A 13810-nucleotide genomic window follows, 5' to 3' on the forward strand; every position below is an offset into this window, starting at 1 on the left:
CCGGACCGCCCACCTCCCCCTCTTCTTCTGTCCCCCTCACCCTGGAGTGTCCGTCTCATGACCGCTGTCGATGAAGCCCGCCCGGCGACCGCCCCAGGCGCCCGCCCCGAGACCGGTACGGTGCTCCGCTTCCCGGCCGGTTTCCGGTGGGGTACGGCGACCGCCGCGTACCAGATCGAGGGCGGGGCCGCCGAGGACGGCCGTACGCCGTCCATCTGGGACACGTTCAGCCGGACGCCCGGCAAGGTGCGCAACGGCGACACCGGTGACATCGCCGCCGACCATCTGCACCGGATGCCGGACGACGTACGCCTGATGAAGGAACTGGGCGTCACGGACTACCGGTTCTCGGTCTCCTGGCCCCGGGTGCAGCCGACGGGCCGGGGCCCGGCGGTGGAGCGCGGCCTGGACTTCTACCGCCGGCTGGTGGACGAGCTGCTGGCGGCGGGGATCAGACCGGTGGCGACGCTCTACCACTGGGACCTGCCGCAGGAGCTGGAGGACGCGGGCGGCTGGCCGGAGCGGGACACCGCGCACCGGTTCGCGGAGTACGCGGGTCTGGTGGCAGGGGCGCTGGGCGACCGGGTGTCGACGTGGACGACGCTCAACGAACCCTGGTGCGCGGCGTTTCTGGGGTACGGAAACGGGGTGCACGCCCCGGGCCGCACCAGCGACCTGGCGGCCCTGCGCGCCGCGCACCACCTGAACCTGGCGCACGGGGCGGGCGCGAGGGTCCTGCGGGACCGCCTCCCGGACACGGCGGAGATCTCCCTCACCCTGAACCTGCACGCCCTGCGCCCGCTGACGGACACCGAGGCGGACCGGGACGCGGTGCGCCGGATCGACGCGGTGGCGAACCGGATCTTCCTGGACCCGGTGTTCCACGGGCGGCTGCCGGAGGACCTGGTGGCGGACACGGCGGCGGTGACGGACTGGTCGTTCGTGAGGGACGGCGACCTGGAGGTCACGTCGACGCCGATCGACTCGCTGGGCATCAACTACTACTCGCCGAGCGTGGTTTCGGCGGGTACGTCGGAGTACCCGTCCCCCTGGGCGGGCGCGGAGCAGCATGTGGCGTTCACTCCGGCGGCGGGCCCGCGCACGGCGATGGACTGGCCGGTGGACGCGGACGGCCTGTACGAACTGCTGACCCGCCTGCGCGACGAACTCCCGTCCGTGCCGGTGCTGGTGACGGAGAACGGGGCGGCGTACGACGACTACGCGGACCCGGAGGGCGATGTGCACGACCCGGAGAGGGTGGCGTACCTGGACGCGCACCTGGGGGCCGTACACCGGGCGATCGAGGACGGGGCGGACGTGCGCGGCTACTTCCTGTGGTCGCTGCTGGACAACTTCGAGTGGGCGTACGGCTACAGCAAGCGGTTCGGCATCGTGCACGTGGACTTCGCGTCGCAGCGGCGGACGGTGAAGGACAGCGCGCGGTGGTACGCGGAGGTCATCGGGCGGGGCGGTCTGGATCGGGCCTGATCCCCCTCCGCCTCACCGAAGGGCCCCGGGGTGCACGTACGCACTCCGGGGCCCTTCGGCGTACCCGGCGGCTGATTCCTCCCGGATTCGGCCGGGCGGCTTTCGGCCGGATGGAAGATCGGGGATGCGTGGGGCCGGGCGAGGAGCAACTGTGATGAGCAGCGGGGCGCCGGGGTGGCCGAAAAGCCCATCGGCCCCGGTAAGCCGAGGGTGAACCACGCCGGACCTCACGGAGGCCACGCCCCGCCCCCGTACGGCGACCGCGCGAGCAACCGCTTGCATCCGTGGAAGCAACATGGCGCGAATGCACTCCTTGCGACGGGTGCCGCGAGCCGCGCCCCTTGACGACCTCCCAACCCTCGTCCGTATGGTCTAGACCAAGCGGTGAGGGCGATCGGCCACGTCGATCACGTACCAGCCCAGCCTCACCAGCCCCACCGGCCTCACCGGCCCCACTTCAAGGCGCGCACCGATCTGCCCCGCCCCTGACGCCCAGCAACGGGCTCTTCTTCCCCCCTTCCCCCACTTCCCACGTGCCCGACGAGCCGAGCGGGTCCATCCATGCACGTTTTCCCACCCCCACAGACATCACGGGAGATCGCACATGAGCAGCCACACTGTTGAGCCGAGCCTGCCCCCGACCAGCAAGAACCTCGGATCCCCGCTGAGAGACGGGGAATTGGAGCGCACCCCCCACGCCCCCGGCCCCCAACTCCCCCTCCCCCGCCGACTCGCCGAGCTGGTCGACGAGCACGCCCTCACCCTGCTGAGGGCGACGGTCGGCATCGTCTTCGTCGGCTTCGGCGTCCTGAAGCTGTTCCCCTCTGCCAGCCCGGCGGAGCAGTTGGCCGTGGACGCGGCCACGAAGATGACGCTGGGCCTCGTCCCGGAGACCGTGCTGCTGCTCTCCCTCGCGGCCCTGGAAACAGCCATCGGCATCGGCCTGATAGTCGGCCGCAGCCTGCTGCGCCCCGCGCTCGTCGCGTTCTTCCTGCACATGGGCGGCGTGTTCTCGACCCTCTTCCTCCTCCCGGACGCGATGTGGCAACCTCACTCGCCCGCGCCGACCATGGAGGGGCAGTACGTCGTCAAGAACGTGGTCCTGGTAGCGGTGTGCATGGTCGTGGCGGCGAACGAGTGGAGCCGGGGATACCGGTCCGGGAGGCCGGACGGTGCGGGCTGAAGCCTCTGGGGCGTTCCCCGGCCGGAGGGCAACGAGTAAGTCAGGCGGCGCCGGACGACGACATCGGCGTACGACAGCGACGCCGGTAGTAGGCGTACGTGACCGCGCCCAGCAACGGCCCCCAGGCGAGCAGCGGCCCGTAGGAGAGGGCGAGCACCCACCCCGTGCTCATGACGCCCGACGGATCCTTGTCGCCGGTGCCGATCAACGGCTCGGGCTGGAAGTGAAAGACGAAGGTGTTCAGGAGAAAGTAGAGACAGACGGCGGTGACGGCGAGAGCCCCCAGCGCGGCGGGAACAACAGCTGCGGCCATGGGTACGCGCCGCCCGCCCACGCGCGGGAGCCGACGCGGCAGGATCTCGCCCCAGGGCCGGACGAGCCCGAGAGTGAGCAGCGCCAGCAGCTCGGAGACGACCGTCAGGGCGAGCATGTACACCTCTTCCGCGACACTCGTCCCGCCCTCCAACCAGCCGAAGGCCATGCCGATGATGACGGCGACCCGCCAGAGCCCGGAAGGCAGAACGCACCAGGGAACGGCCTTGGCCGCCGACTCGGCCCAGCGGGGGACGGGTGGTGACACGGCGTCGGCGGGGGCGTGTGCATCAGCGACAGAGGCCATGACGCTTCCTTCTGCGGTGGCGGGGAGGGACGGTCCTCACAACTGTCGCGCGGCAGCGACTCCCAGCAGTCCCGCTCAGGTACCGACCGCCTCCCCCACCCGGGCCAGATGACGCACACAGGAGGGCAGCCCATGGGATGCCCCGGATTCGCCGTCTCGTCCACCCCATGAGCCTGTGTGAAGGTTCTGCCTACGGGCCGTCCTGACGGATGAGAGAGACCTCGCACATGGCCAAGGAACCGGCGGCCGGAATCGCCGACGGCCCGGTGACCAGAGCAGTCAGCCGGACGGTCACCTGGACCGAGCGCATCCCCACCGGGAGGGACAAGTGAGTCGCGCCGGACGGAAACCCAGCCACCACCTGGCCGCAGCATCCGCGCTTGCAGCCCTCTCCCTCTCGCTCACGACCGGCTGCTCCGACGCCGCGCTCTGCGGACCGCCCCCCCCCGGCTGGACGAGGTCAGCCGGATGGACCTGTACGGAACGTACGCAGGCCCCAACGGATCACGACTCACGCTGACGAACATCGGCGGCACCACCGTCACCTTCACGGCCGGCAACTGGCCCGCCGAGAACGGCGTGGGCATCCTCGCGAAGGACGCCCCGTCCTTCGACGGAGAGGGAACCTGGTCGCTGGTGAACGACCCCGGCGAGACCGGCCTGATCCGCCTGAGCTTCGAGAACCGCGAGACCGGGTCGCCGGGTCCACCGCTCCGGGAGTTGGAGGTAGGCAAGGACGAAGGGAGCGCGAAGCCCATGCTGTTCGCCAATCTCGGCGACCCGGATGTGTGCCGGGTGTACGAACTGGCGCGGTAGCCGTATCAACGGTCCTGGGCCAAAGGAGAAGCGTCCTTCTGCTTCTCGGCTTCGGAGAACAGGAGCGTGGGCTCGGCGAGGATGTCGCGCCCGGCTTCGCTCTTGTAGATCTCGTCCACGCTGCCGAACCGGGCCTCGGAGTAGTCGAGGTCCAGCAGCGCGGCGGCCTGGCGCACCGATGCCTCGTCGGGTCCTTCGATCTCCAGGAGAGTGGGAAGGTCCGGCCAGGTGTCGAAGTCGAAGGCGACCTCGCCCAGGCGCCATCCCTCGCGGTAGTTCTCCTGGTACCGGACCTCGGTGAGGCCGACCCGGCGCAAAATGTCGGCCATGGCGTGCAGGTCCGTGACCTCGGTCTCGATCTCCTTGGTGCCGTCGATCGTCGTGGCGTCGGTGACCTGCTTGAGCGTGAGGGTCGAGCGGGTGCCCTCGTCCCGCAGTCGGATCCAGGCTCCGCCGTCGAGGGAGTCGTTCTCGAAGATCTTGCGGGTGAGGAGAGTGCGGGGGAACGCCTGGACCGCATTGAGGGCGTTCAGGCTGTTCTGGAGGGCGGCGACGTCCACGGCCAGAAACTTCGCCTCGTACTCGTGCTTCATGGGTCTTCTCTCAGAAGTGGTCGGTGAGGGGGGATGTCCGGGCCGCGAGCAGCAGGCCCATGCGGTGGGTGTGGTCGTGCAACTGGCCGACGTGGGGCCGCTCGGCGAACTCGGTGGTCCGCAGGGTGAGTAGGACCTCCCAGTCGCCGATGAAGTGGGGGTGAAGGCGCTCCCTGGAAATCGGTGCTCACCCGGTGGGAGCTACCGCCTTCGCGAAGTCCGCGGTGTGAATCACCTGGCGCGGCTCCCCGAGCCAGACGTGCTGGCCCCGGTCGGTAACGGTGAGCCCGAACTGGTCGGCGTCGGGCCGCCCGGCGGCCTCGTACTCCCACCAGATCTGCTCGATCTCCTCCCACAGGAACCCGGGCCCGTACTGCCACACCTCTTCGCCGGTGGCAGCGGTCGCCGCGCTCCCGTTCTCGCGGGTCACCCACACCTGGACACCTTCGCCGTTGTCCTGGTGGATGAGCCGCACACCGGGCAGCCGAGCCCCGGCGAACAGCGCGAACCCGAGATCGAGGAGCCGAGCGGGATCCAGACCCGCCGCCCGAGCCCGACCCCTTCCCCGTACGTCGTGAAGGTCGGGCGCACGGTGGGACCGCATCGGCATGTACGTCGCCCCACCACAGAACGGGCCCACCGCAGTACCGTCGTCCTGGACGCGGAGCCGGACCAACGCCCCCGACCAGAACTCCCGGGCCAGCGGGGCCACGACGACCCCGCCGGGCCGGACCTGCCGAAGCAGCGAGTACGGGACGTACCGCAACGCACACGTAGCGATCACCCGGTCCACCAACCCCAGCCCGGGCCAAGGCTGTTCACCGTCCCCGACCCGCAGATGCGGCCGATACCCGGCTTGCGCGAGAGCCTCGGCCGCCTGCCGCGCCACAACCGGATCCAGCTCGACGCTGTGCACCAGATCGTCACCGAGCCGTTCACACAGCAACGCGGCCATGTAACCGGTCCCGGTGCCGATCTCCAACACCCGCTGTCCGTCGTCGATTTCGAGCAGCCCGAGCATCCGGGCCACCATCGACGGCATCGAGTTCGACGACGTGGCGATACCGGGCCCGTCCTCGGCCCCGTCGTCGAGCTGGGTCACCACCGGCTCGTCGCTGTTCACCAACGCCAGCCAGGCATCCATACCCACCACCGGCTCGCACCGGTCGGGGAGTTGCCGCCAGACATCGGCCGGAACGAACCGGCTGCGCGGCACAGCCTCGAACACCTGCCGCCAACGACCAGTGAGCAAACCGCGATCAGCGAGATCCCGCACCAGATCCGGGTACGTCGGTGCCTGCGATGCGCCGCTCACGACTGCGGCACGAACTGGGGACGGCTGCCGTCCGGCGACGGCTTCGGCTCCTGCGGCGGCGTCCACGGCTTGTCCGACGGAGCCCCACCATGCTTCCCGGCCTCAACCGGAACACGGGTCATAGTCATCATCCATCTCCTCTGATCGATGCATTCGATGTCGGAATGGGAGTCAGGCGGAGTACGACGCCTTCGGGCAGCCCGAGTCCGGCCATGACCCCTCGGATGGACTCCGTTGCCTCGGCGGCGACCTTGTGGCCGTCCCGGTAGGTCTGCATCTCCATCGGCATCAGTGGCTCCCCGAAGCGTGGTCGCGGATCTTCGTGGCGTGGTCGGCGGCCTGCCAGATCTCCCCGGCCTCTTCGGCCGCCTTGAGGCTTCGCCACTCGGTCCGGCAGGTCGCACAATCCGCAGTCGGGGCGCAGTCCAGTAGCCACGCGTTGAACCCCACCGGCAGGTCTACCGGGCTTTCCTGAGTTGCCTTATGGCGCATCGTCATTTCTCCCCGGATGCGAACAGGTGTGGCAGGAGGACCATGGTCAGGCCCTGCCAATGACGCTAAGGACCGCCCGCGCCGGGACTCCACTTCCTTGCATGAGTTTGCACTCCAATTTCCTTCACTAGAAGTGATGTTGAAGCATCAACGCAGGTGGGTAGGGCTGATGCAAGTCCAAGCAAACCCTCTGAGCCGGGAGGCTGGCATGTCCGTAGAGTTCGTGGGGATCGACCCCGACACCGACCGCGACCACTGCCCGACCGTGTGGGCCGACGCGGAGAACCAGGAAGTCCTCTTCCAGGGCTGGAAGCCCGATGCGGAGACTCACGCCCGGTGCGAGGCGACCAGCCCGGCGAACGGGTCGGTGCCGGACACGGAAGCGATCATCCGGATTCCGGCCCGGATGATCCCGATGATCAGGGAGGCATGTGATGCCGTCGAGCGCGCCCGGCTTCGGTGACCTGCTGGGCAAGTGCCAGCGGTCCGCTGTCCATCTGGAAATGCGCGACTTCTACGCACCCACGGAGCGATTCGAGGCGTGGCAGCGGGGAGAGCGCATCAACTGGGCGGACAAGGACTCCTGGTGGCATCCGTACGATCAGCTCATCTCCGACACCGTGGCCCGTGGCGTCACCATCAGGCGGGCTCGGATCGTTTCGGAGCCCGTGAGCGAGTACATCCGCTGGGAGCACTACGTCACCCACGCCAACGTGACGGCAGGCGAACAAGTCCGTTGGCTACCCAGAAGGTTGGCGACCGGCATTGCGTTGCCGGGAAACGACTTCTGGCTGTTCGACGGCACCCTGTTGCGGGTTCACCACTTCTCGGGTGACGGTGTGGTGGTGGAGGACGAGATCACGGACGAGCCGGCGACTGCGGACCTGTGCCGTGCCGCTTTCGAAGCTGTCTGGCAGCTCGCCACACCACACGAACAGTTCAAGCTCTGACAGAACGGCCGGTTTGTTGCCCCCACACCCGTCGCCCAACGTCCAGAAGGCGCGCGAGAGCCTGGCTGCCCGCCTTCGGGAACTGCGTCTGGACGCCGGAATTTCGGGGCGCGAACTGGCCGTTCGCTGCGGATGGCACGAGTCGAAGTCCTCCCGGATCGAGAACGCCCGAACACCCCCGTCGGACGCCGACATTCGGGCCTGGTGCGCCGCTTGCGGGGCCTCCGAGCAGGCGGACGACCTGGCGGCGGACAACCGGCAGTCGGCGGAGGCGTACGTCCGGTGGAGGCGGCTTCAGGGCACCGGCCTGCGACGCTTGCAGGAGAGCGGGGCGTCCCTGTACGACCGCACCAAGCTGTTCCGCGTCTACTGCTCCGACGTGATCCCCGGGTTCCTCCAGACGCCTGAGTACGCCACGGCGCTGCTCTCGTCCATCGCGGCTTTCCGGGGGACCAAGAACGACGTGAGCGAGGCCGTGGCGGCCCGCATGGACCGCAACCGGGTCATCCGGGAGGGCCACCGCCGATTCTTGATCGTGCTGGAAGAGTCGGTCCTGCGGTACCGCGTCGCCGACGCCGAGACGATGGCCGTCCAGTACGGACACCTGCTGGCCGCCATGGCCTTGCCCAGGGTCGCCGTGGGCATCATCCCGTTCGCCGCCGAGCGGACCGTATGGCCGATGGCCACCTTCACCATGTTCGACAAGAAGAGAGTCCACGCCGACACACTGGACGCCGCTCAGACCCTCGTTCAACCGAGCCAAGTGCAGCTGTATGCACAGGCGTTCGATCGACTCTCCGAACACGCCGTACGGGGGCAGGCGGCCCGCGAAATCATCGCGAAAGCCATCACGGCTCTCGACTCCTGATCGGCGCCACTCCACTCGACAGCCCCAGCAACGCCTCGGCCCTCCGGAAGGCTCCCCTTCCATCGGCCACGCCCTTACTTCCCGGCGATATCGGTGAGTTCCACGAGCGACTGGATCACCCATTCGGCAGTCGCGCGTACGCGGTCGTCGTCGCCCCAGAGGTGTCCCCAGGGGCCCCGGCGGATGTGCGCGGTGCGGAGTCCGGCCTCGGCGGCGGGGAACGTGTCGTTCGCGGGGTGGTCGCCGACGGTGTCGCATGCGGGGGCACCGGACTCCTCCAGGCCTGAGGTTGAACCCCGCCGGTGCACGAAGCCACAGACCGCCGGGACAGCCGGCACGTGATCCGCCTCGCCGACGAACTCCTGGCGCAGGGAAGCGTCGACTGGCCGTGTGCCGCCCTGGGCGAAGGCAAGCCGTACCGCCCCCGAAGCTCGGGCCCGAGGCCCAAGACTCGGGCTTCGGGGACAGTCGGGTCACTCTTTCGGGGGTACGTGAACGGGGCTCCGGCCCGAAGCTCGGGACCCGGGACTCGGGCGTCGGGACACGAGACCCGGGACACGAGCGCCTTCTTTAACCGGGCAGGAAAGAAGGTGGGTTGGGAAAAACCTCCCCACCTCCCCACCCCGTCACGGCCAGCCAGTATGACTAATCGTGACAGCTTGCGGCGGAGCGTGACGGCCGCTTACGGTGCGAGAACTGAACGACCCCGACACGGTGTTGTCGCACCAGGCCGGGGTCTGACCACAAGATCACTACCCAGAAAGCCGATCCCGTGGCTACCCAGCACCATAGCTCCGCCCCGCACGCCCCCGCAGTCTCACCTGCGTACCCGATGGCCAAGCCCGGGTACGGCAAACGCTCCGCCCCCGGCCAACAACCCCGCACCCGCGACGACTTCGCCCCCCTGCCGACCCGCGAACGCTACGTTGCCGGATTCATCGACCACCTCCCCGACGGGGCCTCGATGACCATCAAGCAACTGGCCAAGCAACTCCCCCTCTACGGACAGCAGGCCGTCTCCACCTCCCTGAACGCCTTGTCCGTCGCCGGGCACCTGCGACGCGTGCAGTGCCCCGTCGGCGTGGGCGACGAAGTCCGCTGGGTCTTCCGGACCTTTTGGTCCCGCACGGCCCGCGACAACGAATGGTGGAACACCTACCTCGCCACCGAAACCGCCGCCCAGACCGCAGCGCCCGCTGCCGCACCCGAAGCGGCCGACTCCGACACGGCTCCGCCGCCACCCTGAGTCCCGGACGAGGAACCCCCGCCGCCCACAAAGCCCGAGGGCCCGCCGCCTGCCGGACAGGCCCCCGAACCCACCGGCGTACCGCTCCAACGCACCCCACTCCACGCACCAGACGGCGAACCCGCGCCGCCCACCCGGGAGGCGCCCCAGGACACGGCCCCCGCAAGGCACACCGGGGACACCTGGAGCACTCGGGACACCGCCCCTTCCCCCGCCTACCTCGCCCTCGCCCGTCTCGGGCGCGACGATCACCGCCTGGGCCTCTCCGCCGACGACTGCACCACCCTCGAACCACTCGCGGCCCAATGGCTCGATCGAGGCGTCACCGTCGACTACCTCGCCAGCACCCTGAAAGCCGGACTCCCCGCCCAGGTCGACTCACCCGTCGGCCTGATCCGCCGCCGCCTCACCGACAAATTGCCGCCCCGGCTGCCAGCCGCCGCAAGCACCCCGGCCGACACCCCCACCCCCACCCGCCGCCTCCTCGTCGAATGCACCGACTGCGGCCGCCCAGGCCAACCCGAAGCCCTCCCCGACGGCCTCTGCCACCCCTGCCGCGCCACCCACTCCAAGAACGAACAGGTCCCGCCAGACCCCACCCAAATCGCCGCCGTCAAAGCCCACATGGCCAACCTCCGCGACCTCCTCAAACCCGTCTGAGCCCCAACCACAGCCGACCAACCTGCCCCTGCCACCTACAGAAGCGCGGAGCGAAACGCGCCCAGCGACACCAACACACGTGCCCCGACGGGACGATGGCCACATTTCTCAGCCGAGGAAGCCGCGCCGTACAGCCAGCAGAGGGCAGAATCACCATGACCAAAATCCAACTGCGACCGCTGCAACGACAGGGGCGATATGTCCTTTTCTCAAGAAGTGAGCAAAAACCGCTCCCTGCCCACATAAAGCCGCAGGTCACGAAGCGTGGTCCCCGCACCCGCGGGGGTGTTCCCGGGGTTTCCCGGGACCCGGGGAAGAGGGGAGTGTGGTCCCCGCACCCGCGGGGGTGTTCCCAACCGGGCATCACGATTCAGGTGTATCCGGAGGTGGTCCCCGCACCCGCGGGGGTGTTCCCTCCTTTGTGACCTATCTCAGCAACGCGTCGACAGTGGTCCCCGCACCCGCGGGGGTGTTCCCCGCGCTCCACATCAGCGATAGCGAGTCCCCATGTGGTCCCCGCACCCGCGGGGGTGTTCCCACCACGGTCTTGAACTGGGCGATGCGGGCCTTGTGGTCCCCGCACCCGCGGGGGTGTTCCGTCGTACCTGGCCATCAGTCCACCACTCAGCTTGTGGTCCCCGCACCCTCGGGGGTGTTCCCGTCCAGGGAGACACGTCCGACCCAGGACGCCAGTGGTCCCCGCACCCGCGGGGGTGTTCCGGGTTCCGGGGTGCACCTCGCGACCCTCGCCGCGTGGTCCCCGCATCCGCGGGGGTGTTCCCTACTAGTTCCGTGTGTTGGGAGATCCTGAGGGGTGGTCCCCGCACCCGCGGGGCATCTCCCCAGCCCACCACCACCAGGCTCACACCCCCACCCCCTTCACCAGATCCACCGCACCCGCCTCCTCCGACTCCGGCAGCAGTGCGTACCCCTGCCGCTGGTACAGCGCGATGTTGCGGTGGCTCGACGCGCCGGTCGACAGGACTATGCGGGCGCATCCTTCCCCCGCCGACTCGGCCAGGTGCAGCAGCCAGCGGCCCACTCCCTGGCCCCGCAGGTCGGGGGCGACGGCCAGGCGGCCCACGTGGAGGTCGGTGTCGGTGCGGCGGGTGCGGACCATGCCGAGCAGGTGGGCGTCCCGCCACAGGCCCGTCGTGTGCCAGTCGGCCAGCCAGGCGCGGATGTCGGCCGGTGACTCGTGGAGCGCCGGGATCGCCAGGGTGTCGTTGACGATCGCCTCCTCCATCCAGCAGCACCGTTGCAGCACGGTCACCTCCGCCGCGTCGTCCGGGCCGAGCCGGCGCGCGTACGAACCGGGGAGCGGGCCCGCCACGGACGCCGGGTGCTCGCGCTCCCGCATCGGGGTCAAGGCCCTTGCCACCCGCACCAGTTCGGCCAGCATGCCCTCCGCCGCCTCCGCGTGGCGCGCCTCGGGAGCCACGCGGTTCTCGTGCATCACGTCCGCGATCCGCAGGGCCACGGTCGCCCCCAGTGGGACCAGTCGCAACGTGGTCACCACCTGCTTCGCGTGCTGCACCGCGCGCGTACCGGCCGACGTGTGGCCGTAACTGACGAAGCCCGCCGGCTTCCAGGCCCACTCGGGGCTCAGGTAGTCCAGCGCGTTCTTCAGCGTCGCCGGCATCCCGTAGTTGTACTCCGGCGTCACGAAGACGAAGCCGTCCGCCTCGTCGACGATCCGGCTCCAGCGCCGGGTGTGTTCGTGCTGGTGCACACCGGTCGACGGGTGCTCCTCCTCGTCCAGGAACGGCAGGCCCAGATCGCCGATCGACAAGGGCACGAGGTCCGCGTCGAGCAGTTCGGCGCTGGGGGCGAGCGTGTCGGTCAGCCACTGCCCGACGGCCGGGCCGAGCGCGTTGGGGCGGGTACTGCACACCAGGACGAGAACACGCAGACGCCTCGTTGTCATGGAAACGAAATTAGCCGGTAGGTTGATTACATGTCAACGAATGAGACGGGCACCCCGGTCAACTGGCTCACCCCCGACGAGGACCGCGCCTGGCGCGCGTACCTCCGCATGGTGACCGCCGTCCAGGTCGGCATCGCACAGGACCTGGCCGCACTCGGCCTCTCCGAGCCGGACTACGAAGTACTCAGCACCCTGTCCGAGCGCGAGGACGGCACCAGCACACTGCACGAACAGGCCACCAAAATGGGCTGGTCCCGCAGCCGCCTGTCCCGGCACGCCTCCCGCATGGAGGCCCGCGAACTCATCCGGCGCGCCCCCGACCCCACCGACGGCCGGGGCTGCCTCCTCGTCCTGACCTCGGCGGGCTGGGACGTACTGCGGGATGCCGCGCCCTCCCACGTCGACTCCGTACGGCAGCGCCTCGTCGACCGACTGACACCCGACGAACTCGCGGCGCTGAGCCACATCGCACAGAAGCTCAGCGCCGACCGGTAGACGGTAGAGGGGCGGGAAAGGGCACGGACCCACCTCAGGCGAGGGCCGTGACCAGTGACGCGAAGGCGGCGATGAGGACAGCCACGCGGGCGTAGTGGTAGCGGTCCCAGCGGTTCATCTGCTCCTTCCAGTCCTCGGGCCGGTTCTCCGGGGTCCACGTCTTGCCCCGGTTGTTGATCGGGACGAGCAGCAGGACCGACATGATCACGCTGACGAGCAGCAGCGCGCCCGCGGCGACGACCAGGCCGGCGCCTTCCTCGCGCCATCCGGCGATGGCCCACACCGCGCTCAGGGCGAGCGAGCCGATGTACCAGAACGGCATCAGGGCGCCGAGCATCCGACCCCCATGACTCCGCCCGAGCTGGGCACTGTCGTCGGGGAGCGCGTCGAGGATCCGGTTGATGACGAAGGCGACGGAGAACTCCACCCCCACCAGCAGTCCGACGATCACGGTGGTGACGATCCCAAGTGCATCGAGCATGATGACCCCCTCCTGAAATCTAGCGGCGCTAGATGTTGAGGCAACGCTAGACCTACTGCCGCTCGATTGTCTAGCAGTGCTAGGGTCGGAGCATGTCGGTACGGGAACGCAAGGAACGGGAACGGGCGAGCCGCGAGCGCCTCATCGTGGCGACGGCGCGCGAACTCGCCGAGCAGCAGGGCTGGGACGCGGTCACCACGCGCCGGCTCGCCGAGCGCATCGAATACAGCCAGCCCGTCCTCTACAGCCACTTCCGCGGCAAGCGCGAGATCATCGGCGCCGTCGCCCTCGAAGGCGCCGCCGAGATGGCCGCGGCGCTACGGGCCGCCACCGCCGAAGCGGACGGCCGCCGCGCCCGGGTCTCCGCCCTCGCCCGCACCTACCTGGAATTCGCCGAGCGGAACCCGGCGGTCTACGACGCGCTGTTCCAGCTCGACGGCGGCCTGGTCTTCGCGCACGAGGACACCCCGGAGCCGCTGAAGGACGCCTTCGCCGCACTGCTGGAGACGCTCGGCGAGGTCGCCGGGGAAGGCGTGCACCCGGCGCTGTTCACCGAGCTCTTCTGGTCCGCCCTGCACGGGCTGGCCACCCTGACCCGGGCGGGGCGGCTCCTGCCGGAGGGCGCCGAGCAGCGGCTCGATCTCCTGGTGGAACGGCTCGCCGCGCTCTGACACGTA

At 69.4% G+C, this 13810-nt stretch carries 14 protein-coding genes, 2 pseudogenes and 1 CRISPR repeat array; of the genes and pseudogenes, 10 read left to right on the top strand and 6 right to left on the bottom strand.

The annotated features are described in order from the left end of the window. Positions 1 to 57 precede the first annotated feature (57 nt). Both A3Q37_RS24905 and A3Q37_RS24910 read left to right on the top strand, forming a co-directional pair. Positions 58 to 1488, top strand: a complete 1431-nt coding sequence (locus A3Q37_RS24905; RefSeq protein ID WP_065487865.1) for a GH1 family beta-glucosidase — start codon at positions 58 to 60, stop codon at positions 1486 to 1488. A 604-nt stretch (positions 1489 to 2092) separates the two neighbouring features. Further along, positions 2093 to 2671: a DUF417 family protein gene (locus tag A3Q37_RS24910; protein WP_079137974.1), complete on the top strand. Its 579-nt coding sequence runs from the start codon at positions 2093 to 2095 to the stop codon at positions 2669 to 2671. Between the two features lie 40 nt (positions 2672 to 2711). Here A3Q37_RS24910 and A3Q37_RS24915 read toward each other — a convergent pair whose 3' ends face one another. Beyond that, on the bottom strand, positions 2712 to 3290 hold the full coding sequence (locus A3Q37_RS24915) for a hypothetical protein (protein ID WP_065487866.1): 579 nt from the start codon (positions 3288 to 3290) through the stop codon (positions 2712 to 2714). 468 nt (positions 3291 to 3758) lie between these two features. Between A3Q37_RS24915 and A3Q37_RS24920 the strand changes: the two genes are divergently transcribed. Then, positions 3759 to 4106, top strand: coding sequence for a hypothetical protein (locus tag A3Q37_RS24920; RefSeq protein ID WP_255311934.1), 348 nt, complete (start codon positions 3759 to 3761; stop codon positions 4104 to 4106). Between the two features lie 5 nt (positions 4107 to 4111). Here the strand turns inward: A3Q37_RS24920 and A3Q37_RS24925 are convergent, their stop codons facing one another. Next, on the bottom strand, positions 4112 to 4699 hold the full coding sequence (locus tag A3Q37_RS24925; protein ID WP_065487867.1) for a class IV adenylate cyclase: 588 nt from the start codon (positions 4697 to 4699) through the stop codon (positions 4112 to 4114). Between A3Q37_RS24925 and A3Q37_RS38000 the strand changes: the two genes are divergently transcribed. Then, the gene (locus tag A3Q37_RS38000) at positions 4698 to 4832 is read left to right on the top strand and encodes a hypothetical protein (protein WP_255311935.1); all 135 of its coding nucleotides are present in this window, start codon (positions 4698 to 4700) and stop codon (positions 4830 to 4832) included. The two genes, A3Q37_RS24925 and A3Q37_RS38000, sit on opposite strands and share 2 nt — an antisense overlap. A 54-nt stretch (positions 4833 to 4886) precedes the next feature. On the opposite strand, the gene A3Q37_RS24930 is transcribed toward A3Q37_RS38000, so the two are convergent. Further along, positions 4887 to 6014, bottom strand: a complete 1128-nt coding sequence (locus tag A3Q37_RS24930; protein ID WP_065487868.1) for a methyltransferase domain-containing protein — start codon at positions 6012 to 6014, stop codon at positions 4887 to 4889. 700 nt (positions 6015 to 6714) lie between these two features. Here A3Q37_RS24930 and A3Q37_RS24940 point away from each other — a divergent pair. The 3 genes from A3Q37_RS24940 to A3Q37_RS24950 are packed head-to-tail and all read left to right on the top strand — an operon-like array spanning position 6715 to position 8324. Next, positions 6715 to 6969: a hypothetical protein gene (locus tag A3Q37_RS24940; RefSeq protein ID WP_065487870.1), complete on the top strand. Its 255-nt coding sequence runs from the start codon at positions 6715 to 6717 to the stop codon at positions 6967 to 6969. Then, complete coding sequence (locus A3Q37_RS24945; RefSeq protein WP_065487871.1) at positions 6941 to 7456, top strand: DUF6879 family protein; 516 nt, start codon at positions 6941 to 6943, stop codon at positions 7454 to 7456. The genes A3Q37_RS24940 and A3Q37_RS24945 overlap by 29 nt, the downstream gene beginning before the upstream one ends. Positions 7457 to 7472: 16 nt before the next feature. Beyond that, positions 7473 to 8324 (top strand): helix-turn-helix transcriptional regulator, encoded by an 852-nt coding sequence (locus A3Q37_RS24950; protein ID WP_065487992.1) that lies wholly within the window; start codon positions 7473 to 7475, stop codon positions 8322 to 8324. 74 nt (positions 8325 to 8398) lie between these two features. On the opposite strand, the pseudogene A3Q37_RS24955 reads toward A3Q37_RS24950, so the two are convergent. After that, positions 8399 to 8596, bottom strand: a pseudogene (locus tag A3Q37_RS24955) (HAD family hydrolase); the annotation flags it as partial. A gap of 560 nt (positions 8597 to 9156) precedes the next feature. Between A3Q37_RS24955 and A3Q37_RS24960 the strand changes: the two are divergent. Further along, positions 9157 to 10230, top strand: a pseudogene (locus A3Q37_RS24960) (MarR family transcriptional regulator). Between the two features lie 264 nt (positions 10231 to 10494). Then, a CRISPR array of direct repeats spans positions 10495 to 11073; the repeat unit is 28 nt; unit sequence GTGGTCCCCGCACCCGCGGGGGTGTTCC. A gap of 19 nt (positions 11074 to 11092) precedes the next feature. Here A3Q37_RS24960 and A3Q37_RS24965 read toward each other — a convergent pair. Further along, on the bottom strand, positions 11093 to 12157 hold the full coding sequence (locus A3Q37_RS24965) for a bifunctional NAD(P)H-dependent oxidoreductase/GNAT family N-acetyltransferase (protein WP_065487873.1): 1065 nt from the start codon (positions 12155 to 12157) through the stop codon (positions 11093 to 11095). 30 nt (positions 12158 to 12187) lie between these two features. On the opposite strand from A3Q37_RS24965, the gene A3Q37_RS24970 reads away from it, so the two are divergent. Next, on the top strand, positions 12188 to 12652 hold the full coding sequence (locus tag A3Q37_RS24970) for a MarR family winged helix-turn-helix transcriptional regulator (protein WP_065487874.1): 465 nt from the start codon (positions 12188 to 12190) through the stop codon (positions 12650 to 12652). A 34-nt stretch (positions 12653 to 12686) separates the two neighbouring features. On the opposite strand, the gene A3Q37_RS24975 is transcribed toward A3Q37_RS24970, so the two are convergent. Further along, positions 12687 to 13133, bottom strand: coding sequence for a DUF1772 domain-containing protein (locus A3Q37_RS24975; RefSeq protein ID WP_065487875.1), 447 nt, complete (start codon positions 13131 to 13133; stop codon positions 12687 to 12689). A 92-nt stretch (positions 13134 to 13225) separates the two neighbouring features. Here A3Q37_RS24975 and A3Q37_RS24980 point away from each other — a divergent pair, with 92 nt between their 5' ends. Further along, positions 13226 to 13804 carry a TetR/AcrR family transcriptional regulator gene (locus A3Q37_RS24980; RefSeq protein ID WP_065487876.1) on the top strand — a complete coding sequence of 193 codons (579 nt, stop codon included), beginning with the start codon at positions 13226 to 13228 and terminating at the stop codon, positions 13802 to 13804. The last annotated feature ends 6 nt before the right edge of the window (positions 13805 to 13810 follow it).

The organism is Streptomyces sp. PTY087I2 (genome assembly GCF_001687325.1).
In the GTDB taxonomy this organism is placed as follows: domain Bacteria; phylum Actinomycetota; class Actinomycetes; order Streptomycetales; family Streptomycetaceae; genus Streptomyces.

Bases quoted from the DNA above. Each gene is read 5' to 3' on its own strand.
- A3Q37_RS24915 (WP_065487866.1), bottom strand. From the start codon at position 3,290: ATGGCCTCTGTCGCTGATGCACACGCCCCCGCCGACGCCGTGTCACCA.
- A3Q37_RS24905 (WP_065487865.1), top strand. From the start codon at position 58: ATGACCGCTGTCGATGAAGCCCGCCCGGCGACCGCCCCAGGCGCCCGC.
- A3Q37_RS24975 (WP_065487875.1), bottom strand. From the start codon at position 13,133: ATGCTCGATGCACTTGGGATCGTCACCACCGTGATCGTCGGACTGCTG.
- A3Q37_RS24980 (WP_065487876.1), top strand. From the start codon at position 13,226: ATGTCGGTACGGGAACGCAAGGAACGGGAACGGGCGAGCCGCGAGCGC.
- A3Q37_RS24910 (WP_079137974.1), top strand. From the start codon at position 2,093: ATGAGCAGCCACACTGTTGAGCCGAGCCTGCCCCCGACCAGCAAGAAC.
- A3Q37_RS24920 (WP_255311934.1), top strand. From the start codon at position 3,759: ATGGACCTGTACGGAACGTACGCAGGCCCCAACGGATCACGACTCACG.
- A3Q37_RS24945 (WP_065487871.1), top strand. From the start codon at position 6,941: ATGCCGTCGAGCGCGCCCGGCTTCGGTGACCTGCTGGGCAAGTGCCAG.
- A3Q37_RS24925 (WP_065487867.1), bottom strand. From the start codon at position 4,699: ATGAAGCACGAGTACGAGGCGAAGTTTCTGGCCGTGGACGTCGCCGCC.
- A3Q37_RS24940 (WP_065487870.1), top strand. From the start codon at position 6,715: ATGTCCGTAGAGTTCGTGGGGATCGACCCCGACACCGACCGCGACCAC.
- A3Q37_RS24970 (WP_065487874.1), top strand. From the start codon at position 12,188: ATGTCAACGAATGAGACGGGCACCCCGGTCAACTGGCTCACCCCCGAC.
- A3Q37_RS24965 (WP_065487873.1), bottom strand. From the start codon at position 12,157: ATGACAACGAGGCGTCTGCGTGTTCTCGTCCTGGTGTGCAGTACCCGC.
- A3Q37_RS38000 (WP_255311935.1), top strand. From the start codon at position 4,698: ATGGGTCTTCTCTCAGAAGTGGTCGGTGAGGGGGGATGTCCGGGCCGC.